General features: G+C 47.1%; 14 protein-coding genes and 1 tRNA gene. 3 read left to right on the forward strand and 12 right to left on the reverse strand.

Translation table 11 applies throughout. The features are described from left to right. Positions 1-45 precede the first annotated feature (45 nt). A complete protein-coding gene (locus H7A02_06655) occupies positions 46-1416 on the forward strand; it encodes a succinylglutamate desuccinylase/aspartoacylase family protein (protein ID MCP5171925.1) in 1371 nt (456 codons plus the stop codon). Positions 1417-1440: 24 nt separating this feature from the next. Here H7A02_06655 and H7A02_06660 read toward each other — a convergent pair whose 3' ends face one another. The 9 genes from H7A02_06660 to H7A02_06700 all read right to left on the reverse strand — a co-directional run bounded on the left by H7A02_06660 (position 1441) and on the right by H7A02_06700 (position 13142). After that, on the reverse strand, positions 1441-1758 hold the full coding sequence (locus H7A02_06660; GenBank protein ID MCP5171926.1) for a chaperone modulator CbpM: 318 nt from the start codon (positions 1756-1758) through the stop codon (positions 1441-1443). Then, entirely contained in the window at positions 1755-2711 is a 957-nt protein-coding gene (locus tag H7A02_06665; GenBank protein MCP5171927.1) for a DnaJ domain-containing protein, read from the reverse strand. Before H7A02_06665 ends, H7A02_06660 begins: the two co-directional genes overlap by 4 nt. A 288-nt stretch (positions 2712-2999) precedes the next feature. Next, positions 3000-3203: a LapA family protein gene (locus H7A02_06670; protein ID MCP5171928.1), complete on the reverse strand. Its 204-nt coding sequence runs from the start codon at positions 3201-3203 to the stop codon at positions 3000-3002. A gap of 104 nt (positions 3204-3307) precedes the next feature. After that, complete coding sequence (locus tag H7A02_06675; GenBank protein MCP5171929.1) at positions 3308-4600, reverse strand: magnesium transporter; 1293 nt, start codon at positions 4598-4600, stop codon at positions 3308-3310. Between the two features lie 47 nt (positions 4601-4647). After that, the gene (locus H7A02_06680) at positions 4648-5496 is read right to left on the reverse strand and encodes a magnesium transporter (protein ID MCP5171930.1); all 849 of its coding nucleotides are present in this window, start codon (positions 5494-5496) and stop codon (positions 4648-4650) included. Beyond that, positions 5483-6382: a mechanosensitive ion channel gene (locus H7A02_06685; protein ID MCP5171931.1), complete on the reverse strand. Its 900-nt coding sequence runs from the start codon at positions 6380-6382 to the stop codon at positions 5483-5485. Before H7A02_06685 ends, H7A02_06680 begins: the two co-directional genes overlap by 14 nt. Positions 6383-7047: 665 nt before the next feature. Beyond that, entirely contained in the window at positions 7048-11343 is a 4296-nt protein-coding gene (locus H7A02_06690) for a Helicase associated domain protein (protein ID MCP5171932.1), read from the reverse strand. A 397-nt stretch (positions 11344-11740) separates the two neighbouring features. Next, a complete protein-coding gene (locus H7A02_06695; GenBank protein ID MCP5171933.1) occupies positions 11741-12088 on the reverse strand; it encodes a hypothetical protein in 348 nt (115 codons plus the stop codon). A gap of 10 nt (positions 12089-12098) precedes the next feature. Then, positions 12099-13142 (reverse strand): integrase domain-containing protein, encoded by a 1044-nt coding sequence (locus tag H7A02_06700; GenBank protein ID MCP5171934.1) that lies wholly within the window; start codon positions 13140-13142, stop codon positions 12099-12101. Positions 13143-13705: 563 nt separating this feature from the next. Between H7A02_06700 and H7A02_06705 the strand changes: the two genes are divergently transcribed. Further along, a complete protein-coding gene (locus tag H7A02_06705) occupies positions 13706-13888 on the forward strand; it encodes an AlpA family transcriptional regulator (protein MCP5171935.1) in 183 nt (60 codons plus the stop codon). Positions 13889-13921: 33 nt separating this feature from the next. Here the strand turns inward: H7A02_06705 and H7A02_06710 are convergent, their stop codons facing one another. The 3 genes from H7A02_06710 to H7A02_06720 all read right to left on the reverse strand — a co-directional run bounded on the left by H7A02_06710 (position 13922) and on the right by H7A02_06720 (position 16095). After that, positions 13922-15169 carry a tyrosine-type recombinase/integrase gene (locus H7A02_06710; GenBank protein ID MCP5171936.1) on the reverse strand — a complete coding sequence of 416 codons (1248 nt, stop codon included), beginning with the start codon at positions 15167-15169 and terminating at the stop codon, positions 13922-13924. Positions 15170-15335: 166 nt separating this feature from the next. Next, positions 15336-15423 (reverse strand) — tRNA-Ser (locus tag H7A02_06715). Between the two features lie 120 nt (positions 15424-15543). Then, a complete protein-coding gene (locus tag H7A02_06720) occupies positions 15544-16095 on the reverse strand; it encodes a nitroreductase family protein (protein MCP5171937.1) in 552 nt (183 codons plus the stop codon). Positions 16096-16237: 142 nt separating this feature from the next. Here H7A02_06720 and H7A02_06725 point away from each other — a divergent pair, with 142 nt between their 5' ends. Further along, positions 16238-17614, forward strand: coding sequence for an adenylate/guanylate cyclase domain-containing protein (locus H7A02_06725; GenBank protein MCP5171938.1), 1377 nt, complete (start codon positions 16238-16240; stop codon positions 17612-17614). The last annotated feature ends 21 nt before the right edge of the window (positions 17615-17635 follow it).

Consider the following 17635-nt stretch of genomic DNA (forward strand, 5'->3'; position numbering starts at 1 on the left):
GTACTCTCACCCTGAGCGGAAAAAGCTTAATATCTGGATAAAGTAATGTATCGCTACTTGGTTACCAGTTTACTGGCCTTGATTTTTTGTGGAACGACTATAGCGCAAACCCACGCCACTGCCACAAACCCTGAGACATCTGAAAAAGCACAGGGGGATCAACAGAAGCCAAAAATCAAGATACGCCACCCGCAAGCTAAAAGCGTTCCGCTGGACCAGCCGGTTATTGTCAAACCTGCTGCTGTGGAACCTGTTGAAAGCGTATCACCCATCGTAGAACCGGGGTCTGAACCTGAGCTGCTGCCCCCTCCAGTCATTACCCAGACAGAAGATACTGAGACGCCAAAAGCCGACAGCGATCAGCAAAACAGCGCCGAACCGTTAGTCATTTTGCAAACAGAAGTCCCGCCTTCAACATCAACTCGACTTTCCTGGTCACCCAGCCAGTCAATGGACGGCATTGCTGTGCCAACACCGGTATTGGTTGTCAATGGCGCCAAGCCCGGCCCGCTGTTATGCCTGACGGCGGCAATCCATGGTGACGAGCTCAATGGCATCGAAATTGTCAGGCGAGTGATGTACAACCTGGAGCCAAAATCTCTTGCAGGCACTGTTATCGGAGTGCCGATTGTAAACTTACAAGGCTTTCATCGTCGGTCCCGCTACCTCACTGACCGGCGCGACTTAAACCGCTATTTTCCCGGGAACCCAACAGGCAGCTCGGCATCCAGAATCGCCTATTCCTTTTTTGAAGAAATCATTCGTCACTGCGATGCCTTGGTAGATTTGCATACCGGCTCCTTTGACCGTACCAATATGCCGCAACTCCGCGCTGATCTGCGCGACCCCAAAGTCATGAAACTGACCGAAGGATTTGGCGCGACGGTAGTGTTACAAAGCGGAGGCACGGATGGTACCTTGCGCAGTGCCGCAGTCGATGCCGGTATTCCCGCAGTCACACTGGAAGCTGGCGAATCAATGCGACTTCAGGAAGAAGCCGTAGCACATGGCGTTAATGGCCTTACGACCCTGATGAGCAAAATGGGTATGATTGATCGTTTCAGTTTCTGGGGCGACCCTGAACCCGTATACTCCCAGGCCACATGGGTTAGAGCCGACCAGGGGGGTATCCTGTTCAGTAATGTAGCGCTTGGCGATAGAGTCGCCCAGGGAGACCTGCTGGGGGAAGTCACCGACCCAATTACCAATATTAAAAAAGGTATTCTCTCGCCACACCGAGGCCGCGTAATCGGCATGGCTCTGAATCAAGTGGTTTTACCTGGCTTTGCAGCATTTCATATTGCCATTGCTGCCCCCAAAGAACTGATAAAGGAAGAAGAAGTCGTAGATGACCTGGCGGCCAAGGAATCAGAATCAGATGAAGAGACCTCTGAAGCGGAAGAAGACAGCGAGTAATCCCATACCAAAAAGCAGGTTTTGCTAGCTTTCCTCCCTGTACCTGACTCGCTTTTCCAGGTGCTCGATTTCCTGTTTTGCCTGCTCCAATCTGTCGAGCAGATCGATGGCCAGCGCCACACCGGGCTCATTGACTTCCAGGTCTCTCTGTATTCTCAAGGCCTTCTTTAGCCGCAAATAGCTGGCTGAAGAGAACCGCCACTCCGAAAACTGGCCACCCTCAGGTTCGACCACACCATACTCCACCAGAGTAATCACCTTTTGAGCACTCACAACACAGCGCTCACATACCTCTTTCAATGTCAGATCGTCGGCATTATCCGGTATCATGATATCTTTCATCGGGAAGCCCCCTGTCTTGGATTAAAGCCGCTTTCCTTTTGCAGTTCCCTATACAGTTCTTTGGCCTTGTCAGTTGAAGATCCGGGCACAACAATATCCAGCTCGACGTATAAATCACCGCCATTCAGCCCTTTTCCCTTAAGCTTCAATTGCTGCCCGGATTGGCTGTTAGGCGGTATGGTCAGCTGCACTTCATTTGCCAAGGTCTGCATCTTGACACTGCTACCCAGCACCGCCTCCCAAGGCGTTATCGCCAGCTTCCGGTAAAGGTTATTGCCCTTGACACTGTAAACAGGGTGAGGGGCAACCTCCAGATCAAGATAGAGATCACCGTTCGCGCCACCACCTATTCCCTTGCCGCCCTGCCCTTTTAGGCGTATCGGTTTCTCAGTGGAGCTGCCTGCCGGGATTTTAACCTTGATCTTTCGCGGTTCATGATTCAATAAACCATACTCGTCAATATTGGGCACTTGATACTCGATGACTTTGTCACAACCGTGATGCAGTTCTTCCAGAAACAATGCCAGCTTGAAGTGAAGGTCGTCACCCCGCATGCGCATTTGCTGTTGTCTGCCAGTGCGACCATATTGACGGTGGGCAGTACCTGAGCGCCCGAATACTGATTCAAAAAAATCACTGAACCCGGCCATATCCGCTTCGGTAAAACCACCTTCGGAAAAATGTGCTGCGGATTCCCAGTCAGGCGGCGGTTTGAAACGCCCGTCTGTCCCCATGGCACCCATCGACCTCAACTGATCATATTCAGCACGTTTTTCCGGGTCACCCAGCACCTCGTATGCCTCGTTGATCTCCTTGAACTTGTCTTCGCAATCTTTTTCCTTGCTGACATCGGGATGATATTGCCGAGCAAGTTTGCGATAAGATTTTTTTATCTCCGCCGCTTCGGTTTTTTCATTCACACCCAGTATTTTGTAATAATCTTTGAATTCCACTGCTCCACCCTAAGTAATCTACAAACCGAGACTGACTGATAGGCCAATTTAGCAAGACAAATTCCATGACCCGCTCGCATCAGCGACAAGACGAACCGATAAATCATCTATGGTGTTCTTTATAGCGTATTCAAGGTTATAGACATTAGATGCCGATCAACATTATGGTTTTTATCCGGCTAACGCGCATCGAATTATTCTTTATAACCGTAAATTGGCAGCCCGATGCAACCGATGGGTTTGATGTTTTAAACCCAGACAAACGCCCGTTTTCCCTGCTTGTCGTTATCAACGTTTTTTATGGAAATGACGTATTTCGAACAAGCCATAACCCGTTAATGCGCCCAGAACAAAGGTCACGGCCAGAATAATCACTCGGGGCAAATTGAATTCCCACCACAAAAAACTGACGGTGACCTGCGCCATATTTTGTACAACAAATAGCAGCAACGCGCTCAACAAAAGGGTGTAGAAAAATTTTCTTACAGACATAATCATCTCCCAGCCTGCGGGCCTCACACGCGTCCCCTTGCAGTAAGGACATATACCGACTTGCCACAAAGTTCATACATAGCCAAAAGTCGCAAAATACCGATTTATGACAACAAACCAGACAGTGCTGTGGCGATCCCCAAAAAGGACATAAACCCGGCGATATCTGTCACCGTTGTCAAAATAATGGACGAAGACTGCGCCGGGTCCTGACCCATTTTTTTTAAACCGATAGGCACCAAAGCACCTGCCATCCCTGCAATAGTCATGGAAATGACCATGGACATTGCTATCACCAGAGCAAGACCCACACTCTGACTCCAGAGGTACACCCCCACACCACAGGTCAGGGCAATCGCTATTCCATTAATCAATCCGGCACTGGCTTCTTTAAACATCACTTTAAACCAGTGACGTGTTGTGATTTCACGCAATGTTAACCCGCGCATGGTAACGGCCAACGCTTGCGCACCGGTATTGCCCGACTGCCCTGCTGCAACGGGCATTAAGACAGCCAGCGCGGTGAACTGCGCTATGGTGCTCTCAAATAGACCTACCACTGCAGCTGCCAGGAAACCTGTTAACAAGTTTATTTGTAGCCAGGGTTGGCGCTTACGCACAGCGAAAAAGCTGCTCGATAAAGCACGTTCTTCAGCGCTCGCACCCACCATGGTTTGCAGGTCCGCCGCAATATCCTCTTTCACCGCTTCAATCGCCCTGGCTCCCCGAATAATGCCGAGTAATCGATAGTGGACATCGACAACGGGCAAGATGTCGATGGTGTTGTTCTGCAATTTCTCGGCAACTTCCTCTTTGGGGTCAAGTGCAGACACAAATACAGTGATTGTCTGGCTCAACTCTGCCAATGTTTGCCTAGACTGCGCTGCAACCAGATCTACCAATTCTACCTGTCCGTGCAAACGCATGTCGTTATCCAGCGTGTAAAGTCGTCGGCGCATAATGGCGGGGTGCTTTGTAAGCTGCGCCATAGCCTCCCCTACCGTTGTCGTCATACTGAACATCAACACGCCGGTATCCATCATATGACCTGCACAGTCCGGAGGGTAATCCAACAGTTCTCTCAATTCATGGGCATGTGACTGATTCATTGCGGCCAGATAATGTTCACGCCGATTCTCATCTAAACGACTGATCAAACTGGCACAGGGACCTGCATCGAGGGCATTCAGGAGCTCCAGAGCCACAGCATCTGGAGTCAAAGGCAGAATGCGACTTGCCGCTGGCGGTGTGATATCCACCCAGACTCTCTGACGCAGGGTGGGTGATGTCGATGCCAGAATCTGAGCTGCATCCTGTGGCTCGAGAGACTCCAGCTTGCGTGCAGCATCACGTGGAAACTCTCGAAAAAATGCCTGAGTCAGAACCTCTGCAGACATTGAAACCGCACTCTGTGGTTGCCCGGATGGTATCGTTAAATCGCTTTTCATGAGGATTGTCCCGTTTTTGCAGTGGGCCTGGGGCTGCCCAGAAGACCCAATAACGCTAACAGAGCACCACTGTAAGCTTCTCCCACGGCACCCAGCAGATCATCCTCGGATACTGTACGGGAGGCTCCCGTAAACAACGCCAGGCTACGCCGTAAATCGGCATGGCGGAGAAGGCCTACTATCTGCTTATTGCGATTCAGCACCGGCAGTATATCTTGATGCTGCCAGCCTTCATTAGTGGACGCAACGGCCAGGCTGGTTCTGCTTGATAACACAGCAGGTACATCTTTCATTAGGCTTGAAACTGAAGATTTGCCTTTAGCACGCAACAAATCCCGCAGTCTAACCTGTCCTGCCAGACGGTTTTCATCATCAACAAACAACAGTGAATCACCAAGTACCAACCCCTCTTCAAGAGCGAACCTCTTCAGGGCTTCAGCCACCGAACAATCTGTCGGCAATACAGTGATATCTGCGGTCATCCAGGCGCCCACTGAATCTTCAGAATAACTCATCAACAAGCGACACATGGTTGCCTTTTTTTCTGGCAACTCATTGAGCAAATCATCTCGCACAGAGCTGTCTACACACCTCAGAATAGCGGTAGTCTGGTTAGCACTAAAACTGGCAAGCAGCATTGCCGTCATATCTGCAGGCCAGTGTGCACATAATCTGGCGACATAAGAAGGCAGCATATGGGCGACAAGCTGGCTTCTCCTGTTCAGGGGTAGCACCCGAATAAACGCCGCAGTATTTTCCTGTGGTTCCAATTCCAGCTGACGTGCTGCGGCATCAGGGTGTTGTTGAATAAACGTTAATGCGACGTCCAGTTCACGAGGGGACATGATCACCTCTCTTATCATCAAACGGTTTCTCTACAGGTACACCTTTGCTTCCAGAGCTTTCTACGATAATTTTGCTGACTTGTTCATGAAACAGCTTGGCCGGCACCAGCGCTCTCCCCTGCCTGGTATCCAACACCACCACGGTTGGGGTAATGTCCAGCACATAGCCTTCAATATCATCGATTCTGACGAGCTGTCCCAGTTGGTAATGTTTGCGCGCGGTCTGCACACCAATCACATTGGCAATAAAATGTCTGGCGCCCAGCCCAAAAGCCAGCGCCGCACCCCCCAACAATACCCCCGCAGTAACGATAAGCGTAGTAGTGAGAAAAGCCACGTTGATACCCAGCTGTTCGACGCCTATCAATATCGCTGTCAGGACAACTGAGACCTGCGCGGTACGGGCAATTAAATCCGACTGGTTAATACCGGTGGATTCGGCAGCTCTCGCCACTGTTGAGCGCGCAACCCCACTTAGAGGAAAACCTGCCAGTATAATCAGTAACCCCATCAATACATTAGGAAGGTAAATCAGCAGAGAGGATGCAACGCCAGAGAAAATTTTCCAATCCAGCATATTGGCGCTGGCGGCAACAAAGAACAGTAATACACTCCAAAACACAAGATCACCAACTAGCCGTGCATAAGAGCGAACCTGTAGTGACTGCGAGCCCCGCTTTTCAGCAGTGCGCAGTAACAGTAATTCAAAACCCAAGATAAGTTTCCGCGCAAACATACGCAGTAGCGCAGCAACAAGCCAACCAACCAGTAGCAACAGCACAGCACCCAGTATTTGCGGCAAATAGTCCATTATTTGCCGGGCTAACTCCTGGTAAGTCTCGGCCAGAGCACCTGGCCAATCGAAAGCTTCATTAGACTCGGCCATTCCATACTCCTTTCTTCTACTTTTTTAACGGTTATTGTGTATTAGACAGATATGCTTTCGTAGCCATAGCTCCTGTGTCTATTTACATGCTTTACAAAGCGGGCACTCTTAAACTTGCCTTAATGCAGTTTTAGCACAGTTTTGTACAGATTATCACGGCGATGATGAAAGCGGAATTTCGTCAGAGGGGCTGGCTGGTTATGTATGCATGATTTGTTGGGTCTTGTATTTAGATCCGAGAAGAGATTGACTCGCAGCTCTGCTGCTCGGGGTTTCACCCCGTCGTTGCAAGCGCCGACGCCCAAAACGCTTTCGCGTTTTGTCGAACCCTACGAGGCTTCTCACCCACCCGTCACCGCAACAAAAAACCCGGCACAAGGCCAGGTTATTCGTTTCTGGCGGGAGGGAGGAAGTAGAACAGAAATCATAGGTCTTTGATATTTATATAATTTATTGTAATCGTTATATTCCGGTGTTCCTTACAGTGTTCCTTACAGTGTTCCTACACCGCGAATTCACGGCTTACCTCTAGGCAGTGCTATTTCAAGTTCAAGTATCCAGGCATTTACCGATCCATGAACGTCCGTTTTCGTCCGGTCGCAAACATCGAATTAGGTAAACTGTCCGAGGAATTCACGAGATAAATTTGCATCTGATGATACTTGCTATTCGTTCATGGGGATTGGCTGCTCTCCTCTCTTTTTCGCCCAGATAAATCCCAGCTTATCAAGTTTTATTTTCCTTTCTTCCGAGAGGGTGCCAGCGACATGTTTCTGGCGCATCCTATTTACCCATTTCCCGAGACCCGTCGTACCACCGTACCTTTGTGGCACATCAACATGCCCATTCCGCTTATAAAATTCGCACAGTTGATCATACCTTTCTTCCCACGAAATACCTTTGGCTGACTGAAAATCGACACCTAAACCTTGAAGAACTATTTTTCTTCTTTCATCGATTTTCCCAAGCCTGCCGCGCGAAACTTGGCTTTTAAGCCACTTAGCCAGACCTTCATCGTGGTCTTGTTCTCTGGTGACTTCTACATGGCCGAATTTTGCTTTGAATGCCTCCAATTGCTCAACTCGCTGATCCCAGCTTACGAATTCTGGTCTAAGCCTAAAAGCAAAATTTAGGCTTTCCAATTGCTGAATTTGCTCATCAGACAAACGTCCTTGGCTGTAATGTAGCCTCTGGCGTCTAACCCAATAATGAAGAGACTTATCTGCGGAATGGTTCAAGGTGACGTTACTGTGCCCGAATTTCAAATAAAAATCTTGAAGTTCCGCGTACCTTAAAAGCCAGTCAGAAAAAGCGCTTTTCCGTTCAGTTGTTTCTAGTTGTTCCGTACCTTGTTCCGAATACCAGTTTTCACCGAATTTGACCCCCAAGCTCGCCAACTGTTGCTGTTCAGCTTGAGGAAGCGTACCTTTCTTATACTTTTTCCTTTGGCGTGAAATCCACTGCCCCAGACCTTGCTGCCCACACCTAATTGGTACGTTCGCGGTACCAAAGCGAGCTTTATAGTTTTCAACCTGGCTAAGGCGTTCGTCAAAGCTATACTTTTGCGAAGCCGATTTAGCTTTTCTCGACTCCCTCACATTGTAGTTAAATTCAATTTCATCGAGCATTTGCTGATGTATTTCTGGGAGTTTGTTCTTGCGAAAAAGTATCCTTTGACGCTCTACCCAGCGACCTAGAGGTACATCTTCTTCCCATCTAGCAGGTACCCTCGTGTGGCCAAATCTCGCTTTGTACGCGACAAGTTTTTCAAAGCTATTCTTAAATATCTCCTGACGAAAGTCTGAAACATGCTCAACAGTACGTTTCTCTTTGTTAGTTCGTGGTTTCCCTATCTGTTTTTTCTTTCCGTGATCGGCCTGTTGCTCTTCAGGCAGCACTTCATTTCTTTCGAAACTAAACCCAATCTCTTCCATCAACTCCTTTTTATAATCAACTAAATTTCCTCGCCGATGGTAAGATTTTTGATTCCTCAACCAGATACCCAAATCTGTGTATGCCTGATCTCCAACAGGGACGTGGAAATGCCCATGCTTCGTATAGAATAGCTGCAATTGATCGAGCATTTCGAGAAACCTATTATCTTCCTCTTCAACTGAACGAGTCCTCCAATCGAAACCAATATTATTTAAAAGATTAACTCGCTCAATTATTTTTTGGTTATCACTTTCCAAATAAGTTGGATACTTTTGCCGCTGAGATATAACCCATGCGCTGAGCTTTTTATATTCTGAGCTTCTTGGTGAAACCCTCGTATGCCCGTATTTCTTCTGGAACACACAAAGCTCTTTATATTTTGCATCCCAATTATCTTGTCGAGGCTCCCAGTTAAACTCAATACTATCCAGCTTGTTTATTTTATAAACTGAAAGATCTCCACTACGAAACTTCTCCCGTTGAAATACGCACCACATTCCTATAATGGGCTCGCGAGCGTTCGGAAAACCTCCAGTTGAATCGAAAAACTGTTTTACTTCTTCAAATCTAGAATCCCAATCTTTCCCCGCAGTAGATCGCTCCCACGAAAAATCTAGCTCATTCAGTAGCTCGACCTTTAAATCGCTTAGCAGTCCGTCTTCATTGTTTTTCCTCTGAGTGCAGACCCAGTTGTACAGTGATTCATCGTAATCTTTTTTTATCGCCGAATTCCCAAAGCTAATAAAGTAATCTTTCAGCTTCTTATAATTTTCGTTCCAAGCGAACTGTACAATGCTCCAGCTAAAATCAATACTTTCTAACTTCTTTATCTTATCCTCTGTCAATATGCCCAACTGATATTGCTGCCGCTGTGTCTTTACCCAATTAGATAAACGGGGATCTTTTTCCCAGGTCGAAGGCACATTCGAATTGCCATGCTCTTCGTAGTAATTTTTTAATTGAGCAAACCGCTCATGCCAAACTGGTGCCAGTTTCCTCACGATCTTAGTTGTTATTGATGCTTTTAAGTCATCGAGCTTAAGGCTTTTTGAAATCATTTTGACGCGCCGTTCAAATCGATCATCTCGAAAACCTTTAGCCAATGGCATCTGCTCACGCAAATAGCATATTGCGTTATGAAGCTCTTGATCCTGCTCTTGCAATGCATTCAAAACATCAAAAACCTCACCAAAATCAGTTTCGTTAATAGCGTCACTTATCGATTCACCTGTTTGAAGCTCCAAGTAGATGGGTACAAGAACGTAACCAACTTCTTTACTGCCACTTTTCCGCATTGCTCTTCCTGTGGCTTGAATAACGTCAACGCGGCTGCGCTTCGGTGACATGAATGCAACCATATCGACAGCGGGCACATCTACCCCCTCTGTCAGGCAGCGCGCATTGGACAAGAGAGCATAATCGGAAGATTTAAATTCGCGAATTATTTTTTCTCGCCGCCCAGCTTGAATGCGACCATTTACATGATAAGTACTGAGAAAATCTATGTGGTTACCAATACCCTGATTATCTAGTGCGACAAAGGACTTTGCAGACTTTATTGATTTGTGAAAAGAAAAAATCTTCTTCACTTTATATTTATCAATGCACTCTTTAATTGCCAGTTGATTTGCCACTTGCCTGGCTTTGACTTCATCCTCCTCGATTTGCACTGCCCCACGATCTAAAAGTTCGCGGCTTACATCATCCTTAGTGATTACCGAGACAACGACTTGATAATTACATATAAAACCCTTTTTAGCCGCCTCATAAAAAGACAGCCTATGAGAAACTCGGCCATAAATTGTTTCGTCGTTCATCGAATAGGCTTGTACGCCTTCATCAGATGATTTAGTCCTAACTAGAACGTGCTTTGGTGTTGCAGTCAAAAACACTCTTTTCTTAATTCGAAGATTTTTCTCATCTAGCGCAAAACCAAATTTCTTTCCCTCCCTGCCGGCAGTTTTATGTGCTTCATCGAAAATACATAAATCAAAACTGTGCTTCACTGGAATCCCAAGAGAAACAGTTTTAGCGGAATGGTAGGTTGAAAAAATAACCTTTCTGTACGAAGAAGATTCTAGGAATTCGACAATATCAGATGCGTCTGTCGAAACCGGGAAATTAAAATCTATAGCATGATCAGAGCTGTCAAGTACGTCTTCCGCTACTGTCTTATCAGAACAAACACAAAGGTAAGAAAATTTCTCCCATGCTGTTTCAGCACACCATTCCAATAACAATTGTCTTACTAAAGCTAATGAAGGAACTAAAACAAGCGTGGTTTTGGAATTTAATGCTTCTGCTACCCATAAAGAAACTAAAGATTTTCCTGTACCGCAGGCCATTACTGCTGTGGTTCGGTCTGAACTGGAAAGCTCTTTTACAATGTTATTAACTGCTTTGGTTTGATGGGGTAGAGGATTCTTCCTGTCCTTTTTGATTGTTGATTGATCTAGCCAATCAGACATCGACTTGAAGAAAGCTTGATTTATATAATTGTCTAAATCATAGCCCCTGATGCTAAACACATCAGACCTTTGATTTAGTATATCAGCAGGCAATTCCATGCTGTTACAAAGGACTAGCTTTCTCTCAATACCCTCGGATAATCCAAGAAATGTCGAAATTTCCTTCCATCTTAAAGCTGCTCTATTGCTCCTATATTTCACCTGGTACGAGCAATATCTCCCTAGCTTATCAACAAAAAGTCCGTCGATACCCTTGTCGCGATCTATATCGATCCGCAATTTTTTCTTTATCTTTATCGGAATGGATTCAAAAGGCCAGACTTCCTTAGCCATTAAAATTGGATTTAAATTTATATAAGCCTCAGCAAAAACCTCAAATGCATCTCCTTTATCTTTATTTGAGTCCAGCAGTTCAATTCTCCGCTCTAACTCAGAGAAATCTTTAAGCTGATCAAACAACCCTGAACTGAAATATTTTTTTGCTTTATTGTGCTTTGGCCCATCCATATTTTTATAATAATTTCCGTATGTTGAGCACTGAATGCGAATAATTTTCAACGATTAACAAGAATTCCTTAACGTCCTGCAAAACATCACTCGCAGTATAGAACTCAATCATATGAGCACTATCCATTTCCGACATTGCATCTACAACTGGACTCCTGAAAAAAGCTTACTTAAATAATGTTCACTTTAGGCTAGCGTTGATTCATATATGCAAATATGAAGGTTAGGCATATCAATTGCAACAGCAGGATTGGTTGTTTTTGGTGTACGCTTGTCGATTTTACGGCTCAATGAGGAACGCAGCCGCTCGCGGCGAGTAGTCATTGAACCGGGTATTTTCAATATACCCTGTTGTAGATGGGGCAGCTCGCTGACCCATCTGCCCCCCGGCGAGGGCGGGATGGCCTTACGGCCAGGGCGGAGCCCTTAGAGCGCATCTTACCGAGGATTAGTTTTGCCCCTCGATTTCATTACCTGTTGGGCCTGTCCAAGAGCCTTGTAGCTGGGGTGTCCAATCAGCTTCTTTGTCGAGAGCTTCCAGAATTACCTTTACTGTCAACCAATGCCGGTATCGGGTATCAGGCAATAGCAGATTGGTGCCTTCTTCAAGATACCATCTCAGGTGCTTGAGCTGATACTGGTACGCTCCAACTTGAAATTTTACCCACAGCAGATCAGACATATACAGAGTCCGGTTGTAATGCTCGTTGATCTTTCTCCTGCTGCCTTTTAGTCGACGTTTCATTAAATGAAGCATATGTTGCCTGGCGGGATATTTACCTCTCGGGCGCATCATCGAAATCTCCTTATTTGCTGCTGCCGATATAGGCGGCAATCACATCGAGCCTGTTATGACCCAATTGCTGGGAGAGTATGACTCGTGCCTGGATATCCAGGGCTTTGTCTGCTTGGCGTATTCCGGTTACTACCGGTGCAGGACATCCGGTAAGCGCCTGATAGCGCTCACAGGCATAGGCGGCGCGCATATCGTGAAACCCTTTGATGCCGGTATCTTTATTCACGGTACGCCACTGGTAGTAGGCATGGTCGCGCCATTGGATATACGACTTATCGGGTGGCATCAGGTTTTTGGCTGTTGCCTGTAGCTCGGCAGCTTCTTTTAATACCTTAATCTGATGTTGGTTAACGGGTACCCAGCGATCAACACCTTTACCCCGACCACCTTTGGTGCCCTGGGTGATATTGATACGCCCCAACTGTTCTGCCTGCTTTAGCGCTACTTTTGTATTGAGCAGAGAGGCCTCTTTGAACCGTAAGCCGAACGTTCTGGTCAATCGAGCGATGTGCAACGTCCGTTCTTGACCGTGCAAGCGCAATCGCTGGAAAGGTTTGTCTGTACAGGACGGTGCAAGCGTGACGGGAACGGTGGTGCGGACATTTGAACGGTTGCCAACCCACTGGGCGGGTTTGATAGCCAGTGCTTTATCTTTACGCATGGCTTCCATGACGACATTGACTGTCGATAACAGATTTTGTCCATAGGCAACTTTCATGTCTTCGTTATCCACCTGTTCCTTTAAATAGACGGCGTAATGTTCAATCGTTTGTTTGTTAATGTATCGGGCATCTCTGATGCCTTCAGTTTTTAGAAAGCTGACAAACTGGTTCCAGCGTTCAGCGTGGGAAGCGCGGGTACTAAACTTTCCGTGACCGTAATGATCAGCTAATGCATTTTTACCCGCCCACGCGAGTTGTTTGCCGTAACCATAATTTCTATTGCCGCCAACCTTGTCCATATAACCCTGATCCTGTTGAGTGTTAAACCGGAGTGAGCGCCGGTCGCGCTTGGCTGATTCGCCCAGCCTGCGGCTGCCAAAAATGGACAGCATGGACAATTGCTATAACCGTATGCCTGGCACGCCTGAACAGATTTAGGTCTGCGGGTTGCGTGCTGTGCCTGCCGAATATTTCTATTTGATAGGCCGCATAGGTGCTTTGATTAGCTTTTGTATCAGCGTTAATACTGCTAGTACGTTGTTTTGGCGATGCTTTTTGCGGGTCTGCCAGACCCGTCTCTGTGTAAATTGTCACAGAGACGGGTAGCCCACTGATCGCCGGTATTTTCATTTTTGTTAATCACCTCCTGTTGAGTGTCGTAGTGAATGAAATTGTTTACGGATGAATGAAGTGCTTACCGGTCAAGGTGTACCTATCCTGGCAGCCGCCATTCATCCTCAAGTGGTTCCAGTGGAACCACTTGGCCTTCATCAAATATTCCGATGAAGGACGGGTTGCGACTAAGTCTGTAGTCGCCACAGATCATTGGGGCGTATTAAACGGTAGGACCAACTGGCTATCTACAAAAAACCTTTCACTAGCATGGAATGGTTTATTGTTGTGGTCTCCTTATTTGTGCATAGCATGAAGCTATGCACAAATAAGGAGATGCAGAATGAGCGTTAGGATATTGCGCCTGAAAGAAGTTCAGCGCATGACGGGGCTTTCCCGGTCAACCATCTATGCAGAGATAGCCAAAGGCAAATTCCCCAAGCAGGTTAAGTTAACTGGTGCCCGTTCAGTGGGGTGGTATGAAAATGTCGTTGTCGAGTGGGTAGAGTCACGTAAAAAAGCCTAAAATGACTGACTCTCAGGTAATGCAGCCAGAGAATTATTCACCGACAACCCTCAATGTTTTTACGCCAGATTTTAAAATCATTGCTCCCGTTGTTGCCTGCTCAATACGGTCACTCCACCAATCCATCATCACTTTTCGACGCTTTAAATATTGGGCTCTATTATAGGCACCACGTACAGCATTTTTGTCGACGTGCGCTAATGCCGCCTCTATCACGTCTGGATCAAACCCCTGTTCGTTTAGCGTAGTGCTGGCTAACGCTCTCATACCATGAGCAGTCAAGCGTCCCTGAAACCCCATCCGCTTCAAAGCCATATTTGCCGTTGAAGCGTTGGCGTGTTTCTTCGGGTTAATGTCGCTAGGAAAAACATACTGACCTTTACCACTGATTGGTTTGATAGCAGCTAGTAAAGTGAGCGCCTGACTGGATAAAGGCACTAGATGCTCACGGCGCTTTTTCATTTTTTCTGCCGGGATAGTCCATAGCGCATTGTCAAAATCAATTTCATCCCAGCGGGCAGCGGCTGCCTCGCCTGGGCGCGTCATGGTGTGAAGCTGCCATTGAATTAAATAACCTGTTACCTGGCGAATGTGAGCCATCTTCAGCGTCTGCATTAGCTCCGGTAATTCTTCGGGCTTCAATGTGGGGTTGTGTGTGATCTTTGGTTTTTTAAAGGCATGGCGAATCCCCGCCAGAGAATTGTGGTGAATCAGGCCAGTATTCACAGCATAAGCCATTACTTCATTCAGTCTCTGGCAGATGCGTTTAACAGCTTCCAGTTTGCCGGTATTCGCGAGAGGCTTGAGCGCGTCAATCACAACTGGTGCCGTGATCTGATGGAGAGGCAATTTGCCAAGACGGGAGATTATGTGATTGTTAAGTGAGCGGTAAATGTCATCCGCGTAGCCGGGTGTAATGGAATCCCTTTTAATTTCAAACCATTGGTTGATCACTTTCTCTAGCGTTAGCTCGGTCGCAGCCTTTGCTTCTTTATGCTGTTTATCACGATGTGTTTTGGGGTCGATATCCTGGGCCAGTAATTCACGGGCAGCTTTTCGCCGGTTGCGCGCCTCTGCTAGAGAGACTTCTGGGTAAACACCAAAGCCGATGTTAACCCGCTGCTTGGTATGGGGCTTGTAATAGTTGAACAGCCACAGTTTTGAGCCGTTAGGTTTGACCCGAAGCTTTAAACCTTCACCATCAACAAGGTTGTATTCCTTATCTTTTGGCTTGGCCTGTTTGATCTCTGTATTTGTCAGCGGTTTTGCTTGTTTAGCCATCTTGGGAACACCAAGGTTAAATGTGACGAAGTGGTGTTCCCAACAGTGTTCCCAAAACGACTGGATTTTACAAGTCTTTTTTGAACAGCTATAGAACGAAAAAGGCCGCGAACCCTGATGGTTGGCGGCCTTTTTGGACGACTCCGGACTTTACCGGACTATTAGATGGCGGTGAGGGAGGGATTCGAACCCTCGATACGTTGCCGTATACACACTTTCCAGGCGTGCTCCTTCAACCACTCGGACACCTCACCCAATTCAAATTGTTAGTCCTTTTACAACCCCTGCAAGTTGCTCTTCTGCGTGCTCGTTATCGCTCGGACAGGGGCTGTTTTCGGAGCGCGAACTCTACACAAGTCGCTTTTTAAAAGCAATCACTGCGGCCAGGATTTGAAGTATTCGGCAATGTCAGCCTCTGGTGGTGGCGGTGGTGTAGCCTGCGGTGTTCCAAGATAGAGAAAACCTACTATTTTTTCGCCATTGGATAAACCAAGTCCCTGCTCTACTTTCGGGTGAAATGCCAGTTCCCCGGACCGCCATATGGCGCCAACACCTTGAGCAAAAGCTGCATTCAGCATATTTTGCACAGCCGCACCGGTCGAGATCATCTGTTCAATTTCAGGCACTTTCGGATGTTCTATTTGCCCGGCTATGGCTACGATGATCATGGGTGCACGATGCGGTTTCTTTGCCAACTTTTCTGCTTCTGGTGTTCCGGGTGCCAGCCCTTTTGATGTCACAAACAATTCGCCCAGTGTATCCAGACCTTTGCCCTGAATTATCAGGAATCGCCAGGGACGCAGTCTCGCATGATCAGCAGCGCGAAAAGCAGCACGCTGTATGTTTTCAAGAATAACACCTTGCGGTGCTGGTGCTATTAACCGGTTTGCCGACGTGCGGTTATGGAGGGCTGTTATGGCGTCCACAATCAGTTTCTCTGTGTTGTTGGTTTGTTCATTCGGTGTGTCAGTGCACAAAGTGTAACAAAACCGGGAGATATGTCGTGGACATTTACAGTAATAAATCGTGTAATTGGCGCTCGGGGTAATCTGAATACTATAAGTCAAAATGACACCAGAGATTCAAGACCACATTGAGAGGCCGTCTCTTCGTTACCAGCACCTGTTCAGGTTGCTGATGGGTTTTGCCGCTATTGCGGTAACGATGTCTTCCCAATGGGATGGTTCACTGAATCCTTTCCTGCTTTTGTTTCTGTCCTTTCTTCTCGTTTATACACTCACAGCACACCTTCTTATCAATGCTCTCAACAAAAGCGCTATTCAACGATTGAACTGGATTTCCTACGTTGATGCTTTTGTGGCAGGCACCGTCATTGCTTTTATTGAGTTTGATCCGCTCCCCTCTCTGCTTTTTATTCTGTTGCTGGAGTTTAATGCCGTTGTGAGTGGCGGCTTGCAGCGCCTGCTGCCTGACAGCATTTGCTTTGGCCTCGGTGTTGCCGCACTTTATCTGCTAAAGGAGCCGCAGTGGGCTATTTCCGGTGATTTGCATGTTAGCGCCGCAGTGCTAATAGCGCTTGGTCTTTACTTCTGTATCTATGGCTTTTATACCCACAAACAAACCCGGATCCTGAAACAAAAAATATCCGAACTTGAACGTACGCAGGTGCAACTGAAACTGCGAAATTACCGGTTATCAAAATATCTCTCACCCACACTGGGCAAAGCTATACAATCGGGCAAGGACGTGAAGCTGGAAACCCAGCGCAAAAAACTGACCATTTTTTTCTCGGACATCAAAGGGTTCAGCGAGCTGGCAGAAGAAATGGAAGCGGATGCACTGACAGCGCTGCTGAATAACTATCTGACAGAGATGTCGGAAATTGCCCTGAAGTACGGTGGCACCATTGACAAGTTTATCGGCGATGCGGTTATGGTGTTTTTTGGCGACCCTACCAGCCGAGGCACGAAAGCGGATTGTGTGGCTGCTGTTTCCATGGCCATTGCCATGAAAAAGCGGATGAAGGAGCTGCAGCTGCGCTGGTTAAACCAGGGTATTCAAAAGCCACTGGAAATTCGTATGGGGATCAATACCGGGTTCTGTACGGTAGGTAATTTCGGCACGGAAAACCGACTGGACTATACCCTGCTGGGCACAGAGGTGAACCTGGCAAGCCGACTGGAATCCGCTGCCGAACCTGGCGAAATTCTGGTTACCCATGAAACCTATTCGCTGGTTAAAGATCAGATTATGTGCCGCGACAAGGGTGAAATCAAAGTCAAGGGATATCAGCAACCTGTTCGTGTGTATACGGTAGTTGATATGCGTAAAAACCTTGGCAAAGAACAGAGTTATTACGAGCACACCACGGAAGGGTTTTCCATTTACCTGGATGCCGACAAGATTCGCAACTACGACAAAGACAAAATTATTGCCTCGCTATCCAGCGTCGGAAGTCGACTGAAAAAGAAAGATACTTTTTAGCTCTGTGCCGGAAAAACACGT

The organism is Pseudomonadales bacterium, assembly GCA_024234435.1.
In the GTDB taxonomy this organism is placed as follows: Bacteria; Pseudomonadota; Gammaproteobacteria; order Pseudomonadales; family Porticoccaceae; genus JACKOF01.